The 19,545-nt window shown below is 67.0% G+C and carries 15 protein-coding genes; 7 read left to right on the forward strand and 8 right to left on the reverse strand.

Going from position 1 to position 19,545, the window contains the following annotated elements:
- Window positions 1–114: 114 nt before the first annotated feature.
- The 8 genes from LPB260_RS03760 to pilG form a co-directional block, all read right to left on the reverse strand.
- Window positions 115–585: a chemotaxis protein CheW gene (locus LPB260_RS03760; RefSeq protein WP_208707303.1), complete on the reverse strand. Its 471-nt coding sequence runs from the start codon at window positions 583–585 to the stop codon at window positions 115–117.
- Window positions 586–615: 30 nt separating this feature from the next.
- Window positions 616–1,635, reverse strand: a complete 1,020-nt coding sequence (locus tag LPB260_RS03765; RefSeq protein WP_208707304.1) for a chemotaxis protein CheB — start codon at window positions 1,633–1,635, stop codon at window positions 616–618.
- Window positions 1,632–8,978 (reverse strand): Hpt domain-containing protein, encoded by a 7,347-nt coding sequence (locus LPB260_RS03770; protein WP_208707305.1) that lies wholly within the window; start codon window positions 8,976–8,978, stop codon window positions 1,632–1,634. Before LPB260_RS03770 ends, LPB260_RS03765 begins: the two co-directional genes overlap by 4 nt.
- 21 nt (window positions 8,979–8,999) lie before the next feature.
- Entirely contained in the window at window positions 9,000–9,857 is an 858-nt protein-coding gene (locus LPB260_RS03775) for a CheR family methyltransferase (protein WP_208710033.1), read from the reverse strand.
- A gap of 68 nt (window positions 9,858–9,925) precedes the next feature.
- The gene (locus LPB260_RS03780) at window positions 9,926–11,974 is read right to left on the reverse strand and encodes a methyl-accepting chemotaxis protein (RefSeq protein WP_208707306.1); all 2,049 of its coding nucleotides are present in this window, start codon (window positions 11,972–11,974) and stop codon (window positions 9,926–9,928) included.
- Between the two features lie 84 nt (window positions 11,975–12,058).
- Window positions 12,059–12,595: a chemotaxis protein CheW gene (locus tag LPB260_RS03785; RefSeq protein ID WP_208707307.1), complete on the reverse strand. Its 537-nt coding sequence runs from the start codon at window positions 12,593–12,595 to the stop codon at window positions 12,059–12,061.
- Window positions 12,596–12,640: 45 nt separating this feature from the next.
- Entirely contained in the window at window positions 12,641–13,006 is a 366-nt protein-coding gene (gene pilH / locus LPB260_RS03790) for a PleD family two-component system response regulator (protein WP_208707308.1), read from the reverse strand.
- Window positions 13,007–13,055: 49 nt separating this feature from the next.
- A complete protein-coding gene (gene pilG / locus LPB260_RS03795) occupies window positions 13,056–13,463 on the reverse strand; it encodes a PleD family two-component system response regulator (RefSeq protein WP_208707309.1) in 408 nt (135 codons plus the stop codon).
- Window positions 13,464–13,705: 242 nt separating this feature from the next.
- On the opposite strand from pilG, the gene gshB reads away from it, so the two are divergent.
- From gshB to LPB260_RS03830, 7 genes are all read left to right on the forward strand, one after another.
- Window positions 13,706–14,668 carry a glutathione synthase gene (gene gshB / locus LPB260_RS03800; RefSeq protein WP_208707310.1) on the forward strand — a complete coding sequence of 321 codons (963 nt, stop codon included), beginning with the start codon at window positions 13,706–13,708 and terminating at the stop codon, window positions 14,666–14,668.
- A gap of 56 nt (window positions 14,669–14,724) precedes the next feature.
- Entirely contained in the window at window positions 14,725–15,621 is an 897-nt protein-coding gene (locus LPB260_RS03805) for an energy transducer TonB (protein WP_208707311.1), read from the forward strand.
- A 68-nt stretch (window positions 15,622–15,689) separates the two neighbouring features.
- Window positions 15,690–16,259 carry a YqgE/AlgH family protein gene (locus tag LPB260_RS03810; protein ID WP_208707312.1) on the forward strand — a complete coding sequence of 190 codons (570 nt, stop codon included), beginning with the start codon at window positions 15,690–15,692 and terminating at the stop codon, window positions 16,257–16,259.
- Window positions 16,259–16,702, forward strand: a complete 444-nt coding sequence (ruvX, locus tag LPB260_RS03815) for a Holliday junction resolvase RuvX (protein WP_208707313.1) — start codon at window positions 16,259–16,261, stop codon at window positions 16,700–16,702. Before LPB260_RS03810 ends, ruvX begins: the two co-directional genes overlap by 1 nt.
- Window positions 16,703–16,731: 29 nt before the next feature.
- Complete coding sequence (pyrR, locus tag LPB260_RS03820) at window positions 16,732–17,238, forward strand: bifunctional pyr operon transcriptional regulator/uracil phosphoribosyltransferase PyrR (RefSeq protein ID WP_208707314.1); 507 nt, start codon at window positions 16,732–16,734, stop codon at window positions 17,236–17,238.
- Window positions 17,239–17,249: 11 nt separating this feature from the next.
- Complete coding sequence (locus tag LPB260_RS03825) at window positions 17,250–18,254, forward strand: aspartate carbamoyltransferase catalytic subunit (protein WP_208707315.1); 1,005 nt, start codon at window positions 17,250–17,252, stop codon at window positions 18,252–18,254.
- Window positions 18,254–19,525: a dihydroorotase gene (locus tag LPB260_RS03830; RefSeq protein WP_208707316.1), complete on the forward strand. Its 1,272-nt coding sequence runs from the start codon at window positions 18,254–18,256 to the stop codon at window positions 19,523–19,525. The genes LPB260_RS03825 and LPB260_RS03830 overlap by 1 nt, the downstream gene beginning before the upstream one ends.
- Window positions 19,526–19,545: the final 20 nt, after the last annotated feature.

Genomic DNA, 19,545 nt, shown 5'->3' on the forward strand with positions numbered 1-19,545 from the left:
GGGCGCTCGCATGCCGCGCGCCGGGGCATGGCTGGCCGGTGTTTCCGGGCGAAAGGCTGAAGGGGCAGGCGGGCGCGCCCACCGAGGCGGCGAGCGGCCCTCAGGAGGGGGACGCTAGATCAGGCCGGCGTCGGCCAGTTTCTGCTCCAGAGCGATCAGATCGGGAATCTTCAGGGTGTCTTCGCCCCAGGCCACCGCATCGAGTTCCAGTGGCGCCAGGGCCTCGTCCGCGCGCGCCAGTTCGCCATCGACTTTGATCGAACGGGGAATCCCCTGCACCAGCAGGGCCAGGAACTTGACCTTGGGGCGTCCGCCGAGGGCGTTGATCACCGCCACCCGGCAAGAGGAGCCGACCTGCACCTGGCCGTCCGAGGCCGCCTCGAAGGACAGCAACGGCAGGCGCAGGTCACGCCAGGCGATCTGCCCGAGGAACCAGGCCGGCATGCCGGCGCTGACTTGCGGCGCGCGATAGGGGATCAGCTCGGCGAGCGCCACGTTGGGCAGCAACAGGGTGCGGTCGGCCAGCGGCACCTGCAACGCGGTCAGGCTGCTGGCACTATTCTGGGTGGCTACGGCTTGGCTCATGTATAGGTCCTGTACGGGCACTTGTCCCGGTTAACTGCATTGCTCGGCCAGGTGCTTGACCAGTGCGGCGGCAAGCTCGCGCGGATCGGCGCTGAAACTGCTGTAGCCGCCCTCGCGCAGGCTGTCCGGCATGCTCGGACAGACGCAGCTGTCGCCGCGCTGGGTCCAGATCTCACCGCCCTGGCGGCGCACGTAGGCGGCCGCGGCACTGCCGTCGCTGCCCATGCCGCTGAAGCTGATGACCCCGCACTGGGCACCGAAATGCTGGGCGAGGTTGAGCATCATCTGATCGATGGACGGGCTGTAGGGCTCCGGCCAGCCGCGCTCGGCGATCTGCATCACGCGCTCGTCGCTGAAGCCGAGCTCGCGACTGATCGGTGCCACCACCACCTCGCCACAACGGATCGGTTCGCCATGTCGCGCCGGATTGACGTGCCACTGGCTGTGCCGGCCGACCGCCTGGGGCAGCGCTGCCTCGAAGCTGGCGTCGATATGCTGGGCATACACGAAGCCCACCGGCAAGCCGCCGGGCAGGGCATCGAGAAAGGCTTTGACCGCCGCCGGACCGCCCAGCGAGGCAGCCAGCAGCCAGACCTGACGCGCCGGCTCGCCGGCGGTCAGCGGGGACGTCGCCAGTGCCTGCGGCAACTCCAGGCGCGTCGGCCGCTGCGCCTCGGCGAGCAGCGCCGCCAGGCTCGGGCCGACGGCCTGGGAGGGATCGCCGACCAGCTTCTTCAGCTTGCCGAACAGCCGCCGCTCCCAGCGCGGATAGTTCTCCGAGTGGCGCTCGGGGGCATGCCCCTCGCCGAACAGCACCGGTGCCGAGACCCGCTCGAGCAGGCTGTCGACCAGAGGCGAATCCTCGGACTGGGCCAGGTCGACCAGCCACAGATCGGTCTCGCAGGCGCCCAGGGCTTCCTCGTCCAGGCGTGCCGGGTCGCTGTTGAGTACCACCTGGTAGCCACTGCCGCTCAAGGCCTGCTGCAGCACATGGCGCTGCAGCGAGGTGTCGGCGATGACCGCAATACGTGCCGCGCTTTTCTCAGTCATTTCCGTTTGACCAGTTGGTGGATGCTGTCGAGCAGCAGGGACTCTTGGTAGGGCTTGCCGAGGTATTCGTTGACGCCGATGGCCATGGCCCGTTCGCGGTGCTTCTCGCCGGTACGCGAGGTGATCATGATGATCGGCAGGTCCTTCAGCCGCTCGTCGTGGCGCACCAGGGTCGCCACCTCGAAGCCGTCCATACGCGGCATCTCGATGTCCAGCAGCATGATGTCGGGCTTGTGCTCCTGCAGCTGGGCGATGGCGTCCACGCCGTCCTTGGCCGTCAGCACGTTCATGCCGTTGCGCTCGAGCAGGCGGCTGGTGACCTTGCGAACGGTCACCGAATCGTCCACCACCATGACCAGGGTCGGCCGCTCGGCCTCGACCTCTTCGGCGCTCGCGGTCTTGGCCGGCAGCCGTGGCTGGGCCTGGCTGAGCAGGTGCGCATGCAGCACGCGGATGGTCGCCAGCAGGTCGAGGATCACCACCACCCGGCCGTCGCCGAGGATGGTCGCACCGGAGATGCCGTGCACCCCGGCGAACTGTGCACCGAGGCTCTTCACCACGATCTCGCGGGAGCCCGCCAGGCTGTCGACCTGCACGGCCACCGCGTGCTCGCTGGAGCGCACCAGGATCACCGGCAATGGCAGGCTCTGGCCGACCAGCTTGGGCTGCTGCCCGTTGTTCAGCAGATCGCCCAGGTAGCGCAGCTCGTAGGTCTGCCCGGCATACTCGAAACTCGGCGCGTCGGGCTGGTAGTAGGCCTCCAGCTCGAAGGGCGACACCCGCACGATGCCCTCGATGGTGTTCAGGGGGATCGCATACAGGTCCTCGCCGGACAGCACCATCAGCGCCCGGTTGACCGACACGGTGAACGGCAGGCGAATGCTGAAACGGGTGCCCTCGCCAGGCGTCGAGTCGATGCTCATCGAGCCACCGAGCTGCTTGACCTCCGAATGCACCACGTCCATGCCGACGCCGCGCCCGGAAATCTGCGTGACCTTCTCCGCCGTGGAGAAGCCGGCCTCGAGGATGAACTGCAGGATCTCGTGATCGGTGAGATCCGACTCCTCGTCCATCAGGCCACGCTCGATGGCCTTGCGGCGTACCGCCTCCAGACGGATGCCGCCGCCATCGTCGGCCAGGTTGAGGACGATGTCGCCCCCCTCGCGGCCGAGGCTCAGACGGATGCTGCCCTGTTCCGGCTTGCCACTGGCGCGACGCACTTCGGCCGGCTCGATGCCATGGTCGACGGCATTGCGCAGCATGTGCTCGAGCGGCGCGACGATGCGCTCCAGCACCGTGCGGTCCATTTCCCCTTCGGCATTGCCGACGACGAATTCGACCTGCTTACCCAGTTCCGCGGCGACCTGGCGGACGATCCGCCGCAGGCGCGGCACCAGGCGGTCGAAGGGCACCATGCGGGTGCGCATCAGGCCTTCCTGCAGCTCGGTGTTGACCCGCGCCTGTTGCAGCAACAGGGTTTCCGCATCGCGGTTGCGCGCGGCCAGGGTCTCCTTCAGGTCGAGCAGGTCGGAGGCCGATTCGAACAGGGCCCGGGACAGCTGCTGCAGCTGCGAGTGGCGGTCCATCTCCAGCGGGTCGAAATCTTCATAACCGGCGCGCTCGGCCTCGGCCTGGTAGCGGCTGAGGATCTGCGCCTGGGTCTCGGTGTCCAGGCGCCGCAGCTGATCGCGCACCCGGTCGATGGTCGCCTCCATCTCACTGAGGGTGAAGCCGAAATCACTCACCTGCTGTTCGACCCGGCCGCGGAAGATCGAGGTCTCGCCCGCCAGGTTGACCAGCCCTTCGAGCAGATCCGCCGGCACCTTGACCAGCTCCTGCGGCGCACGGCGCGCAGCGGCGTCCTGGGCGGCCTGCTCGGCACGCTGCATGAACGGCAGCACCTTGGCCACCAGCTCCTGGGCCGGACGCTCGCTGGCCGCGACTATCGGTGTCGCCAACTGCGGCGCACGCGGCGCACTGTCCTGCACCGGCTCCTCTGCGGGGGCCGGGGCGGCTGCATCCGCCGGCAGGCTGTCGCGCAGCTGCTGGCGCAGCTGGTCGAGCTCGGCCTGCAGGCCTTCGAAACCCGACTGCACGTCGAGGAACAGGCTCTCGGGCCAGGGGGCGCCCTGCTGCTGGATCTCGGTCAGGTGCTGTTCCAGGTCATGGGTCAGGTCGCCCAGGCGCTTCTGCCCGGCCAACCGCGCACCACCCTTGAGGGTGTGCAGCACGCGCAGCATGTCGTCGATGGCGCCGGCATCCTCGCGGCCCGCCTCCCAACGGCCGAGCGCCAGCTCCATGGCCTCCACCAGGTCGTCGGCCTCTTCCATGAAGATGTCGAGGATGTCCGCCTCGGCAGCGAAGTGATCGTCGACGACGTCCACGGCCTTGAGCTGGACCGCCGAAGGCATGCTCAGCTGCTCGTCCGGGTTGGCGCGAAAGCCCTTGATGGTTTCGATCAGCGCCTGTCCATTGGGCACGGCGCGCTGGCCGCGCACCGCCTCGAGCATCTCGGCGAGGCTGTCGTGGCAGGTCTGCAGCAGGCCGAAGAGCGCCGGACTGGCCCGAAGCCGCCCGCCGCACAGGCCTTCGTAGAGAAACTCCAGCTCATGGGCCAGATCGCCGATCTCGCGGATCTCCGCCATCCGCGCACCGCCCTTGAGGGTGTGCAGGTCGCGCTGCAGGGCCTCCAGCTCGAGGCTGTTATCGACGTCGTCGATCCAGCGCTGCAGGGACGCACCGGCGCTGTCGATGATGTCGAAGCCTTCCTCGAGGAAGATCTCAACCAACTCCGGATCGCGCTCGTCGACCGCCGGCTGGGGCTCGCCCGGCGCCTCGTCAGTCTCACAAGCACCTTGCGGCTGCGGGGCTGCCGACTCCAACTTTTCGGCGCTTTCCTGCGGCCCGGGCAGGGACTGCAATTCAGACTCAGACTCAGACTCAGACTCAGACTCAGACTCGGATTCGGCCTGATGCTCGGGTTCGAGCTCGGCCGCCTGCGCATCCTCAGGCTCCGGGATTTCGGCTTCGGCTTCGGCTTCGGCTTCGGCTTCGGCTTCGGCTTCGGCTTCGGCTTCGGCTTCGGCTTCGGCTTCGGCTTCGGCTTCGGCTTCGGCTTCGGCTTCGGCTTCGGCTTCGGCTTCGCAAGCAGGCTCGGGGAGGTGCGGTGGCGGGGTCAAGTCCGGTGTACGGCCTTGGCGAAACCCACGAATCGCCTCGATCAGGTCAGCCGGCTCGGACAGCTCGGCGCGGCGTTGCAACTGCTCAAGCAGCACGGCCAGGCGGTCATGGCTTTGCTGCAGCAGCTCGGCGAGGGGTTGCGAATGGCTATAGCGCCGATCCAGCAGCCCCTCGTACAGGGATTCCAGCTCATGGGCGAGGTCGCCAATCGGGCCGATCTGCGCCATCCGGGCGCCGCCCTTGAGGGTATGCAGGTCGCGCTGCAAGGATGAAAGCGCCGCCTTCTGCTCAGGCTCAGCCAACCAGCGCTCCAGTGCCTTACCGGCACTTTCCAGGATATCGACCGCCTCTTCGAGGAAGATCGCCACCATCTCCTCGTCCAGCACATCATAGGACGCAGCGCTTTCCGTTTCGTCCTCGGCCTGCTCGAGCTGCAGCTCGACTTCCGTCGCCAGCTCATCGTCGCCGTCGCTCGTCCAGCGTTCCAGCTCGGCCGCGGCGGTGGCTTCGTCCAGTTCGACTATCTGCAGCCCGTCTTGGCCGTCGTCAGACAACAGGGCCAGGGCGCTCGGGTCCAAAGCCTCGCCAAGCAAGCTGCGCAGCGCCGCGACCCGTTCCGGTTGGGCGCTGACCTGCAGGCCCGCGGCGACCTGGTCCATCATGCCGATCAGCGCTTCGTGGGCTTGCTCGGCTTCGCTGAAGAAGCGCTCGCTGACCGCCAGACTGCCCTCCTCGACCGCGCCGTAGAGATCGAGCAGGGCCTCGCAGAGCTCCTCGATCTGCGGCAGTTCGGCCATATCGGCGCCACGCCCCAGGGTGGTCAGCTCCTCCAGCAGCGCGCTGAGTTCCTGACGCTCGGACGGGTGCTGGTGCCAGCGGCGCAGTAGGTCCTCGGCATCCAGCAAGATGTCCATGCCTTCGGCGAGGAAGATGCTGATCAGCTGCGGGTCGCGCGTTTCGCCCTGTTCGCTCTTGCGACCGTCCTCGGCGGCGGCGAGGCGCTCCTGGTGCAGCTTCTGGGTGCGTTCGAGGAACTCCGGGGCACCGGGTAGCGGCGCCAGGGGCTGACTCTCCAGCTGTTCGAGGCCGACGCGGAACAGCTGCTCGGCGGCGCTCAGCAGCTCGGCCTCGGCCATGTCCATCGGGATCAGATTGGCCTTGAATTCCTTGACCAGCTTCTCCAGCGGCGCGGCGATCTCCGCCACCGGCAATATACCGGCCATGTAGGCGCTGCCCTTGAGCGTATGCAGGGCGCGCTGCAGGTCGTCGGTGACCGGCTGCGGCAGTTCCTGGGCGCAATCGGCGAGGAAGCCGACCAGGGTATCGAGGTGGGTTTCCGCCTCGTTGCGGAAGATCTCCAGCAATTGCGGGTCGAGCGTCTCGCCGATTTCCGCCAGCGCGGCGGTAGCCTCGCTTTCGCCCACTGGCGCGGCTACCGGCGCTACCGGGGCGTCAGACTTTGGGAGGCTTTCACCCTTGGCCAGGGCATGGGCGGAGGCCGCGAGCAGATCGACGTCATCGCGCTGGCGCTGGGCATTGGCGGCGAACTCCTCGACCAGCGCCGGCATCACCTCGACCACCTCGCCGACCACCCGCTGCACCTCGGCATCGGATTGAATACTGCGATCGAGCACGCGGTTGAGCAGGTTCTCGATCGACCAGGCCAGCTCGCCGATGACCAGCGCACGGACCATGCGCCCGCTGCCCTTGAGGGTGTGGAAGGCGCGGCGCACCTCGACCAGGGCATCCTTGTTGGCCGTATCGGCGCACCACTGCGGCAGGAACTGGCCGATAGTCTCCAGGACTTCCCCGGCCTCCTCGATAAAGACTTCCGCCAGCTCCTCGTCGATCGGCTCCTCATCGGCCGGCGGCGGCAGCAGGCTGGGCGGCACCTCGCCGGCAGGCGGGTTGATCGCCTGCTGCGGAGCGGCCATGACGTCGGCCAGCGACAGCGGCTTGTCAGCCTCAGGCACCTGTTCCTCGGCGGCGCTCTCGCTCAATGCCGGCGCAGCGGGCAGTTCGACCTCGGGAATCTCCAGAGCCGCCAGTTCGGCCTCGTCCCAGTGCCCAGGGCTGGCCGGCTCCTGCAGGTCGAGCTCATCCAGTTGCAGGCCGTCGAACGACAGCGGCTCGTCGCCGGCCGCCTCGTCTTCCAGTGCCGGCAAGCTTTCCGCCTCGGTCTCGGGCGCGGCCTCGAGGAGCTCGCCCGGTACAGCCTCGGCATGCTCGGACGGCAATGGCGGCTCATCCGCCGGCGAATCCTCGGCGACCGGGACGGCGCCAAGCTCGGCGAACTCCGCGCTCAGCTCATCATCGGCCAGCACTTCAAACGGCTGGGCGCCCTCCTCGGGCTCCGACGACTCAGGCTCCAGGGCTGGAGCCGCTTCTGCGGCCAGCACCTCGATCTCGTCCAGCGGGTCGGCCAGGGGGGCGGGGGCTGGCTCCGACGGTTCGACCCGATCGAGAATCGATGGCTTCTCCTTGAGCGGGTAGCCGAGGCTATCGAGACTCTCCTCGGCCACGTCGAGGATCAGATCGCCCTGACTGGCGTGGTCCTCGGCCAGTCGCTCGAGGTAATACTCGACGCTGGTGATGGCGTCGGCCAGGGTGTCGAGGTGCTGCCAGTTAGGCACGGCCTTGCGCGCCAGCAGCTGTTCCTCGATGTAGCGATTGCAAGCCTTCAGCAGGTCCGCTGCGCGCTGCAGCGGGATCATGCCGAGTCCGCCGCGCACCTGGGTCAGCAGCCCGGGCACCCGGGCCAGATGCTCGTGGTTCCACTGCGAGGCAATGAACTCGATGATCGCGTCCTTGGCCTGCTCCAGGCCATTGCGCGCCTCCTTGATCACCAGCTGGTGGATCTGCGCCACGTCGGTGGTCGGCAGATGGCTCTCCTCGCGGCCGCCATCCTCAACCGGGCCGACCATGCCCGCCAGCGTCGCCTCGACGTACAGCAGGGCGCCGGCGACATCCATCAGCACGGCATCGTCGGGCTGGCGCTGCCCCAGGGACAGGCCGTGGACCACGTCGATCTGGTCGACTATGACCTTGCGCGGCTGGGCAAAACCCAGCACCGCCAGGGTGTCGGCGATCTGCTTGAGCGGCGCCAGCAGAGCATCGAGTTCGGCCACGTGGCTGCGATCACCACGCACGAACAGGTCGAGGCTGTCCTTGACCCGTACCAGCTCCTCACACAGGGCCGCGACCACCGAGCGCATGGCGTCTCGATCGGGGCCGGCCAGGCGGGCCCGCTCCTCGTCCACCACCTCGTTGTTCGGCAGGGCGTCGTCGAGGCGGTACTGCTCCTTGAGGCTGCGGATGCGCGGCGACTGCGCCGGCGCCTTGGCGACATAGAACAGCAGGTTCTTGGTCAGCTCGTCGGACGCCGGCTGGTTGATGCCGTCGGCGCCCTGCTCCAGCAGGCGCTTGAGTTCCTTGTCGACCTGGCGCAGCAGGGTGCGCACCGAGGTGCCGTTGACCACGCTGCCATTGGCCAGGCCCTCGACCAGGCCGGAGGCGATCTGCCACAGCGGCCCGAGCGGGGCCCCCTTGCACAGGGTTTCCAGGCGCGCGAAGACCCGCGCCATGTAGCCCAGGTTGGTGCCCAGGTCCTGGTTGCGGATCACCCCGACCAGGGCCATCTGCAGCATCTGCCGCAGCTTGCGCAGCAGCACCGGCAACTCGGCGGTGCGCAGTTGGGCCAGGGACTCGACCGACAGGGCCGGGGCACGCGCGGACATGTCCGGGGAGAACAGGCTGGTTTCCGACAGCAGCTTCTCGCCGCGGGCGGCTCGCAGGTCGTTGAGCAGCGGCAGCACGACCATCGGCAGGTCACGGCGCGCGACCTGGATGCGGTCGAGATAGGTCGGCAGCTGCAGGATCGCCTGCATCAGCACTTCCAGCGCCTCGCCCTGGTTGGCCACGCGGCCCTCCATCAGGGCCTGGGCCAGGTGCTCCATTTCCTCGGCGAGCAAGGCCGCACCGTAGAACTCGACCATCTGCAGGGTGCCGTGCACCTGATGCACATAGGTCAGGCAGAAACGCATGCGCGTCGAGTCCTGCGGATTCTCGACGAACGCCTCCAGGGCCTGACGCGCCTGCTTCAGGGTTTCCGCGATTTCGCCCTTGACCCACTCCAGGGCGACATAGTCGTGCCGATCACCCATAGCCACTCCACTCATAAAGCCCTATCCCTTGCGGGTAAACGCCAGCACTCGCTCGTCGGCCACCGGGATCAACTCCGGATGCTGCCAACCGACCACTTCACCTACACCGACCACCAGCAGCCCTCCGGGTGCCAGGCGCTCAGCCAGGCGATTGAGGATCTCGCGGCGACGCCAGCGGCGAAAATAGATCAGCAAGTTCTGACAAAAAATAACGTCCATGCCGGACATTGGCGCCTTGGCCAGTTCCAGCACGTTGAGCCTGGCGCAGCAGACACGCGCGGCCAGGCTCGGCAGTACCTTGAAGCGTCCATCGGCCTGCGTCGCGAAATAGCGCTGACGCAGGTCTTCTTCCATCTGTTCGAGCTTGCGTGCCCCATACAGGCCCTCGCGGGCCTTGCTCAGGGCATTGAGACTGATGTCCGTACCGGTCACGCCGAAATGCTCCGGCCATTCGCTGTCACGCAGCACCTGAGCGGCGCTGATGGCCAGCGAGTAAGGTTCCTCACCGCTGGAGCAACCCACGCTCCATAAGGCCAAGGGACGCTGCAGCCCCCGGTCAAGCTGTTCACCCAGGTGGCGTTCGAGCACCTCGAAAGACGCGGGATGGCGAAAGAAGCGGGTCTCCTGCACGGTCAGACGGTCCAGCAGGGTCGACCATTCCACCGCACCGCGCGGGCCATCGGTAACCTGGCGGTAGTAGGCGGCGTAATCGCCGACCCCCAGCTCGCGCATGCGCGCGCTCAGGTTGGTCTGTAGAAATGCCCGACGCTGCTCGGTGATCACCACCCCGGTGCGCTCTTCGAGCAGGCTCTGCCAATCGCGAAACTCCGCGGCGGACATGTCCACCACGGGTTGCAAGGCCCAGACGCCTGACTGCATGTCGTGCCCCTCGCTGATGGCCATCGGCCGGCTCTGGCGACCGTCTCCGGTCGCCGCCGCGCATTCGCTTATGCCTGCTCCCCGGCTTCCGGCAAGGTGAAGCCGGAGACCGACTTGCGCATCTCACTGGCCATCTTGGCCAGGGTACCAATGCTCTTGGCCGTGGCGGTGGTACCGGAGGAGGTCTGCGAGGTGATCTCCTGGATCACGTTCATGGTGTTGGAGATATGGCCGGCCGAGGAGGCCTGCTGGCGCGCCGCGTTGGAGATGTTCTGGATCAGCGCCGCAAGGGTCTTGGATACCTTCTCGATCTCTTCCAGTGCCACCCCGGCGTCCTGCGCCAGACGCGCACCGCGCACCACCTCGGAAGTCGTTTGCTCCATCGAGATAACGGCTTCGTTGGTGTCGGTCTGAATCGTCTTGACCAGCGCCTCGATCTGCTTGGTTGCCGCGGAAGAACGTTCTGCGAGGCGCTGTACTTCGTCCGCTACCACGGCGAAGCCTCGACCCGCATCACCGGCCATGGAGGCCTGGATCGCGGCGTTCAGGGCGAGGATGTTGGTCTGGTCGGCAATGTCGTTAATCAGGCTGACGATGTCACCGATCTCCTGGGACGATTCACCGAGGCGCTTGATCCGCTTCGAGGTGTCCTGGATCTGCTCACGGATGTTATCCATGCCGGTGATGGTGTTGTGTACGACTTCGTTGCCCTTGTTGGCGATGGCTACGGAACGCTCCGCTACCGCGGACGACTCCGAGGCGTTCGCCGATACCTGGTCGATCGACACGGCCATTTCATTGATCGCCGCAGAAGCACCGGCGATTTCCTGGGCCTGGTGCTCGGAAGCTTCGGCCAGGTGCATCGCCGTGGCCTGGGTTTCCTGGGCCGCGCCGGCTACCTGAACGGCGGTCAGGTTGATCGTGGCTACCAGGTCACGCAGCTGGTCGATGGAGTAGTTGATGGAGTCGGCGATGGCACCGGTGAAGTCCTCGGTTACCGTCGCGGCCACGGTCAGGTCACCGTCGGCGAGGTCGGCGATCTCATCGAGCAGTCGCAGAATCGCCGCCTGGTTGCGGTCGTTCTTTTCCGCGGTTTCGCGCAGCTGGCGGTTGGTCTCGCGCACCATCACCAGGCCGATCAGGATGATCGCAGCCAGGGCCAGGGCGCCCAGCACGTAGCCGGCGAGGGTGTTCAGGGCCCGCCCGCCCGCCAGGTCTTCGAAGCCGGCGGCCAGCTCGGAGGCCTTGTCCAACAGGGTCTGCGACACGCTGAAGATGGTGTTGGCCGACTCCCTCACCTGGAACAGCTCGGGCGAGGTTTCGAGGATCTCGTCCACCGAACCGGAGACGAACTCGAACAGCTCGGAAATCTCGGCCAGACGCTCGAGAGCCTCGGCATCGGTCACCTTGGCGATCTCCATCGCCGCGTTGCCTTCGAGCATCGCGCTCAACACACGGCCGAACAGGCTGGCATCGCGACCGAACATGTCGGCGGCCTGTACCGAGTCCGCGTCACCGGCCAGGACCTTGTTCACCGAACCGAGAATACGTTCGGCCAGCAGCGACTGGCGCTGGGCCACGGAGACCTGGGCCGCCGGGGCCCCGCTCTCCAGGAGGATGTCGACCACTTCCTCATACTCGACCTGCAGCTGCGGGATGGTCTCCGCCAGGGTCACGGCAACCTGGTGCAGGGAAAGTACCGTCTGTTCGCTGGCCAGAATGGCGTCGGTGTTCTGCCGCAGGCTGTCCCAGTCCTGCTGCACGGCGGCCATCTGCGCCTGCACGGCGTCAGGCGCCGCGGGTACGCCGCTGGCGCTGTTGCCGTCGGTCAGGTAACCCCAGCGAGTCTGGAAGTCGTTGCGCGCTTCGCGCAACAGGCCGAACGCCTCGGCGGTACCCGCCGCGGCTTCGGAGGCGTTCTTGGCGATCCGCTGGGACAGCACGCGCAGCTCACCGGAGTGGCTGATGTACTCGGTATCGTAGTTGGACTGGGTGTTGATATAGGCGAAGTTGGCGAACAGCAGCACGATGGAGACGATCAGGACGATGAACAGTCCGGCGATCAGCGTGCTGCTGCGCGTACCCGCGAATAGATTGCCTGTATTGAGTTTTTTCATTATCTGGCCCCCGCCTGGACCGACCGCACTACGGTTCCCATGTAACGCCAAAAGGCCGACAACGCCGGCCCCACCGAAAAGCTGTTAATACGCCACGTCGAGAAACCCCTGATGCTGGGCCAGCGCATGAGGGCTGAAGACCAACCAGGGTTGCTCGCGTTGAAACACGCCATGAATAAAGGGTTGGATGGACGCTTCGAGCGGCGGCAGCTGCTCGGAGAAGGCGTCCACTGGAAAATGTTGCATGCCGAACACTTCATCGACCGTCAGGCCGGCAAAGACCTCCTGATGATCGACCACCAGCACACGCCTCTGCTTGCGCAGCGGCGACAACTCGTTGCCGAAGAAACCGCACAGGTCCATCACCGGCAGCAGCCGGCCACGCACGTTGGCGACCCCCTTCACCCAGCTCTTGACGCCAGGCAGCAGGGTATAGCGTGGTTCGTGCAGCACTTCGCCGACCTCGCCCATGGGCGCGACGAACATGCGTTCGCCCATGCGAAAGCCGATGCCGCTCCAGGTCTGCACCGCGGTCTGCTGCAACGGCAGGCCAGCCGCCAGCTGCCGACAGCGCTGGTCGATTTCGAGGAGCAGTTGAAAGGGTGTCTGCGCGTCCGACATGCCAGCCTTGGCCTTCTTCTTATCTAATAGCGGACTGAGCCGGGATCAACCGGCCAATACCGAATTAATGGTTTTCAGCAGCGTTTCTTCGTCGACCGGCTTGGTCAGGTAGTCCTTGGCGCCCTGGCGCTTGCCCCAGACCTTGTCGGTTTCCTGGTCCTTGGTGGTGACGATGATCACCGGGATGTGGCTGGTGTCGGCGTCCTTGGTCAGCTGGCGAGTCGCCTGGAAGCCGTTGAGCCCCGGCATGACGATATCCATCAACACCGCATCGGGCTTCTCCTGGCGCGCCAGGGCGACGCCGTCGGCGCCATTTTCCGCCTTGAGTACCTGGTGCCCGTGCTTCTCCAGCATGGCGGTCAGCTTGTACATCTCGGTCGGCGAGTCATCAACAATCAGAATTCGAGCCATGGTGTTTCCCAATACATGAATAGGCGTCTAGGACTGTGCCACTTGGTGGTCAGGATGCTTGATCCACTGGAACGAAGTCGGGTACGTGAGCCTTGATCGCCCCGAGCAGCTCTTCCTTGCTGAAGGGCTTGGTCAGGTACTGATCGGAGCCAACGATGCGCCCCTTGGCCTTGTCGAACAAGCCGTCCTTGGAGGACAGCATGATCACCGGCGTGGACTTGAACGCACTGTTGTTCTTGATCAGGGCGCAGGTCTGATAGCCATCGAGCCGCGGCATCATGATGTCGACGAAAATGATACTCGGGTGGCTGTCGGCGATCTTTGCCAGGGCATCGAAACCGTCTACCGCGGTGATTACCTCGCAACCCACCTTCTTCAGCAGGGTTTCTGCGGTACGACGAATCGTCTTCGAGTCGTCGATCACCATCACCCTCAAACCCTCGGAATGCTGTTCCATGTTTGCCCTACCATCGCCTCGGTGAGTCGTTATTATCGCGTTGAACCAGTGCGCCTGAGGCCCTGCCGCCGACGGGCCGCAACCCGATCGTCGGGCCTTTTTAGCACACTCTCCCCATGCAAGCCATAAGCCGCGCAAGGCCGGGCTTTCCCCTTGACCGCCCGTCCACTCGGCGCCACCCTGGCGCCACACGCGAGTCTCTGCGCCTTCTCAGCTACCGCCCTTTCACGGAGAGTTCCCCCATGAGCGTTCGCCTCGGCATAGTCATGGACCCCATCACGCAAATCGCCTTCAAGAAGGACAGTTCGCTGGCCATGTTGCTGGCCGCGCAAACGCGCGGCTGGTCGCTCTACTATATGGAGCAGCGCGACCTCTATCAGATCAGAGGCCAGGCCCGCGCCCGCCTGTCCCCGCTCAAGGTCTTCAACGACCCCGAGCGCTGGTTCGAGCTGGGCGACGAGCAGGACCTGCCGCTGAATGAGCTGGACGTGATCCTGATGCGCAAGGATCCGCCCTTCGACAACGAGTTCGTCTATTCCACCTACCTGCTGGAGCAGGCCGAGCGCGAGGGCGTGCTGGTGGTCAACCGCCCGCAGAGCCTGCGCGACTGCAACGAGAAGCTATTCGCCACCCTGTTCCCCCAATACACCCCGCCGACCCTGGTCAGCCGCAGACCCGACATTCTGCGCGAGTTTGCCAAAGAGCAGCGTGACATCATTCTCAAACCCCTCGATGGCATGGGCGGAACCTCGATTTTTCGCCACCGCGAGGGCGACCCCAACCTCTCGGTGATTCTCGAGACCCTCACCGCCCATGGTCAGCAGCAGATCATGGCGCAGCGCTACCTGCCGGCGATCAGCGAAGGCGACAAGCGCATCCTGATGATCGACGGCGAAGCCGTGCCCTTCTGCCTGGCGCGCATCCCGGCCCAGGGCGAGACCCGCGGCAACCTGGCCGCCGGCGGCCGGGGCGAGGCCCGCCCGCTGAGCGAGCGCGACCACGAGATCGCCGCCGGCGTCGGCCCGACCCTGCGCGAGAAGGGCCTGCTGTTCGTCGGCCTGGACGTGATCGGCGACTACCTGACCGAGATCAACGTGACCAGCCCGACCTGCATCCGCGAGATCGACGCCGCCTACGACACCCGCATCGGCGAGCGCCTGATGGACAAGATCGCCGACCGACTCAATGCGCGCAGTGCTTCATAGACTTTTGTCCGAGCCGTCGGCAGACTGCGCGGCAACCTGAACCGACCCGAATCGCGATGACCGCAGCCGCCAAGCCCACCGCAACCCCGTCCGCCGGCGTCCGCCCGGCGGACCGCCTGGGGTTCACCCTGTTCCTCGCCACGGCGCTGCATGCCGCCCTGATCCTCGGCCTGGGTTTCTCCCTGGCCGAGCCCAGCCAGATCAGCAAGACCCTGGAAATCACCCTGTCCACCTTCAAGAGCGAGGAAAAGCCCAAGGACGCGGACTTCCTCGCCCAGGACAACCAGCAGGGCAGCGGCACCCTGGAACACAAGGCCGCGCCCAAGACGACCGAGCAGGCGCTGTTCCAGGACACCCAGGTCAAGCGGGTGACCCCACCGACCACACCGCCGCCGCCGGTAGCCCGCCAGGAGGCGCCGAAGGCCGCGGTCGCCACCCGCACGCCGCAGCCCCAGAAGACCCCGGTCAAGCGCGAAGAGAGCGAGCCAACGCCGCAGGCCCGCCCGGCGCCGGTGTTCGACAGCGCCCAGCTGTCGGCGGAGATCGCCAGCCTGGAAGCCGAACTGGCCCAGGAGATCCAGCAGTACGCCAAGCGCCCGAAGATCCATCGCCTCAACGCCGCCTCGACCATGCGCGACAAGGGCGCCTGGTACAAGGACGAATGGCGCAAGAAGGTCGAGCGCATCGGCAACCTCAATTACCCGGACGATGCACGCCGCCAGCAGATCTATGGCAGCCTGCGCCTGCTGGTGTCGATCAACCGCGACGGCACCCTCTACGAGGTCCAGGTGCTGGAATCCTCCGGCCAGCGCGTGCTGGACCAGGCCGCCCTGCGCATCGTCCGCCTGGCCGCGCCCTTCGCCCCCTTCACCGGCGACCTGGCCGATGTCGACCGCCTGGAGATCATCCGCACCTGGCGCTTCGAGCGCGGCGACCGACTGTCGAGCAACTGAGCCGGGGCGACACCGCCACTTGGCGTTTTAGCTTCCAGGCTCCGCCCGCAGGCTTTAAGCTAACGCGCATGAAAGACGCCAACCCGAGCTTCCTCAAGCACCACTTCCTGATCGCCATGCCACACATGGCCGATCCGCACTTCTCGCACACCCTGATCTACCTGATCGAGCACAACGAGCAAGGCGCCATGGGCCTGGTGATCAACCGCCCCAACGGCCTCAACCTGGCCGACGTCCTCGAGCAGCTGCGCCCGGACGACGAACCGCCGAGCCTCTGCCAGGCCCTGCCGATCTTCTCCGGCGGCCCGGTGCAGACCGACCGCGGCTTCGTCCTGCACCCGGCCGGCCTGCAGTTCCAGGCCACCCTGGAACTGGGCGAGCTGGGCCTGTCCACCTCCCAGGACGTGCTGTTCGCCATCGCCGACGGCAGCGGCCCGACCAAGTACCTGATCGCCCTGGGCTATGCCGGCTGGGAAGCCGGGCAGCTGGAGGCCGAGCTGGCCGACAACGCCTGGCTGACCTGCCCGGCCGACAGCGCCATCCTCTTCGACCTGCCCTTCGACCAGCGCCTGAATGCCGCGGCCGCGTGCCTGGGCGTGGACCTCAGCCTGCTCACCTCGCAAGCCGGTCACGCCTGATGGCCGATGCCAGCGCAAAGCCGCTGCGCCTATTGCTCGGTTTCGACTACGGCAGCAAGCAGATCGGCGTCGCCGTCGGCCAGGCCATCACCGGCCAGGCCCGCGAGCTCTGCGTGCTCAAGGCGCAGAACGGCGTGCCGGACTGGCAGAAGGTCGAGGCCCTGCTGCGCGAGTGGCAGCCGGACGCCATCGTGGTCGGCCTGCCGCTGAACATGGACGGCACGCCGAGCGAGATGAGCGCCCGTGCCGAGAAATTCGCCCGCCGCCTCAACGGCCGTTTCAACCTGCCCGTACACACCCACGACGAGCGCCTGACCACCTATGCCGCCAAGGGCGAGCGCCTGCAGCAAGGACAGAGCGGTGGCTACCGCGAGCGCCCGGTCGACGCCCTGGCCGCCGCGCTGCTACTCGAAGGCTGGCTGGCCGAACACCTCCCGAGCTGAGCTCGGGCCTGGCCCACAAGGAGTTATCCATGCCCCTACCGTCCCCCGCCGAACTGCTGCCGCAAATGGCCGGCGCGCTGATTGGCCACCTCAACCAGCGACAGATCAGCGAGCCGCGCTTCATCGGCATCCGCACCGGTGGTGTCTGGGTCGCCCAGGCCCTGCTCGAGGCCCTCGGCAAGCCGGCGCCGCTGGGCGTGCTCGACGTGTCCTTCTACCGCGACGACTTCACCCAGAGCGGCCTGCACCCCCAGGTACAACCCTCCGAGCTGCCGTTCGAGATCGAGGGCCAGCACCTGGTGTTGATCGACGATGTACTGATGAGCGGGCGGACCATCCGCGCCGCCCTCAACGAGCTGTTCGACTACGGACGCCCGGCCAGCGTGACCCTGGTCTGCCTGCTCGACCTCAACGCCCGCGACCTGCCGATCCGTCCCGACGTGGTCGGCGCCACCCTGTCGCTGGCCGCCGATCAGCGGGTAAAATTGTCCGGCCCTACGCCGCTCACCCTCGAACTCCAGACGCTCGCCAACTGAGACCCCCCGCGATGACGCCGATTGACGCCCAGCGCCCGCTGCAGCTGAACGACCAAGGCCAGCTGCGCCATTTCCTCTCGCTCGACGGCCTGCCCCGCGAGCTGCTGACCGAGCTGCTCGATACCGCCGACTCCTTCCTCGAAGTCGGCGCCCGCGCGGTGAAGAAGGTCCCGCTGCTGCGCGGCAAGACCGTGTGCAACGTGTTCTTCGAGAACTCCACGCGCACCCGCACCACCTTCGAACTGGCCGCCCAGCGCCTGTCCGCCGACGTGATCACCCTCAACGTGTCGACCTCCTCGACCAGCAAGGGCGAGACCCTGTTCGACACCCTGCGCAACCTCGAGGCCATGGCCGCCGACATGTTCGTGGTCAGGCATGCCGACTCCGGCGCCGCCCACTTCATCGCCGAGCACGTCTGCCCGGATGTGGCGATCATCAACGGCGGCGATGGCCGCCACGCCCACCCGACCCAGGGCATGCTCGACATGCTGACCATCCGCCGGCACAAGGGCGGCTTCGAGAATCTCTCGGTGGCGATCGTCGGCGACATCCTCCACTCCCGGGTCGCCCGCTCCAACATGCTGGCCCTGAAGACCCTGGGTTGCCGGGACATCCGCGTGATCGCGCCGAAGACCCTGCTGCCGGTCGGCATCGAGCAGTACGGGGTGAGCGTCTTCAGCGACATGGCCAAGGGCCTCGCGGATGTCGACGTGGTGATCATGCTGCGTCTGCAGCGCGAGCGCATGCAGGGCGGCCTGCTGCCCAGCGAGGGCGAGTTCTACCGCCTGTTCGGCCTCACCGAGCAGCGCCTCAAGCTGGCCAAGCCGGACGCCCTGGTGATGCACCCGGGGCCGATCAACCGCGGCGTGGAGATCGAGTCGGCGGTGGCCGATGGGCCGCAGTCGGTGATTCTCAACCAGGTCACCTACGGTATCGCCGTGCGCATGGCCGTGCTGTCGATGGCCATGAGCGGGCAGACCGCCCAACGTCAACTCAATACCGAGGAGCAGAACTGATGCGCACCCGTATCCTCGGCGCCCGCGTCATCGACCCGAGCAGCGGCCTCGACCGGCTGGCCGACCTGTACATCGCCGATGGCAAGCTGGCCGCCATCGGCCAGGCGCCGGACGCCTTCGACGCCGAACAGAGCATCGACGCCCAGGGCCTGGTCGCCGCCCCCGGCCTGGTCGACCTGTCCGTCGCCCTGCGCGAGCCGGGCTACAGCCGCAAGGGCAGCATCGCCAGCGAGACCCTCGCGGCCGCCGCCGGCGGTGTCACCAGCCTGTGCTGCCCGCCGCTGACCAAGCCGATCCTCGACACCCCGGCGGTGGCCGAGCTGGTGCTCGACCGCGCCCGCGAGGCCGGCCACACCAAGGTGTTCCCCATCGGCGCCCTGAGCAAGAACCTGGCCGGCGAGCAGCTCGCCGAGCTGGTGGCCCTGCGCGACGCCGGCTGCGTGGCGTTCGGCAACGGCCTGGACAACTTCCGCAGCAGCCGCACCCTGCGCCGCGCCCTGGAGTACGCCGCCACCTTCGACCTGACGGTGATCTTCCACTCCCAGGACCATGACCTGGCCGAAGGTGGTCTGGCCCACGAAGGCCCGACCGCCAGCTTCCTCGGCCTGCCCGGCATCCCCGAGACCGCCGAGACGGTCGCCCTGGCCCGCGACCTGCTGCTGGTCGAGCAGACCGGCGTACGCGCCCACTTCAGCCAGCTGACCAGCGCCCGCGGTGCCGAGCTGATCGCCAACGCCCAGGCCCGCGGCCTGCCGGTGACGGCAGACGTCGCCCTGTACCAGCTGATCCTGACCGACGAGGCGCTGAGCGGCTTCTCCAGCCTGTACCACGTGCAGCCGCCGCTGCGCACTGGCGGCGACCGCGAAGGCCTGCGCGAGGCGGTGAAGGCCGGGGTGATCCAGGCAATCGCCAGCCATCACCAGCCCCATGAACGGGACGCCAAGCTGGCGCCCTTCGGCGCCACCGAGCCAGGTATCAGCAGCGCGCAGCTGTTGCTGCCCCTGGCCATGACCCTGGTGCAGGATGGCCTGCTGGACTTGCCGACGCTGCTGGCGCGCCTGAGCGCCGGCCCCGCCGACGCCCTGCGCCTGCCGGCCGGCCGCCTGAGCGTGGGCGCCCCAGCCGACCTGCTGCTGTTCGATCCGCAGGCCTCGACCCTCGCCGGCGAAACCTGGTACTCCAAGGGCGCAAACTGCCCCTTCATCGGCCACTGCCTGCCTGGCGCGGTGCGCTACACCCTGGTCGACGGGCATCTCAGCTACCAGGCCTAAGCAATCGGCCGAAACAACAA

This window comes from Pseudomonas sp. LPB0260, from assembly GCF_013388395.1.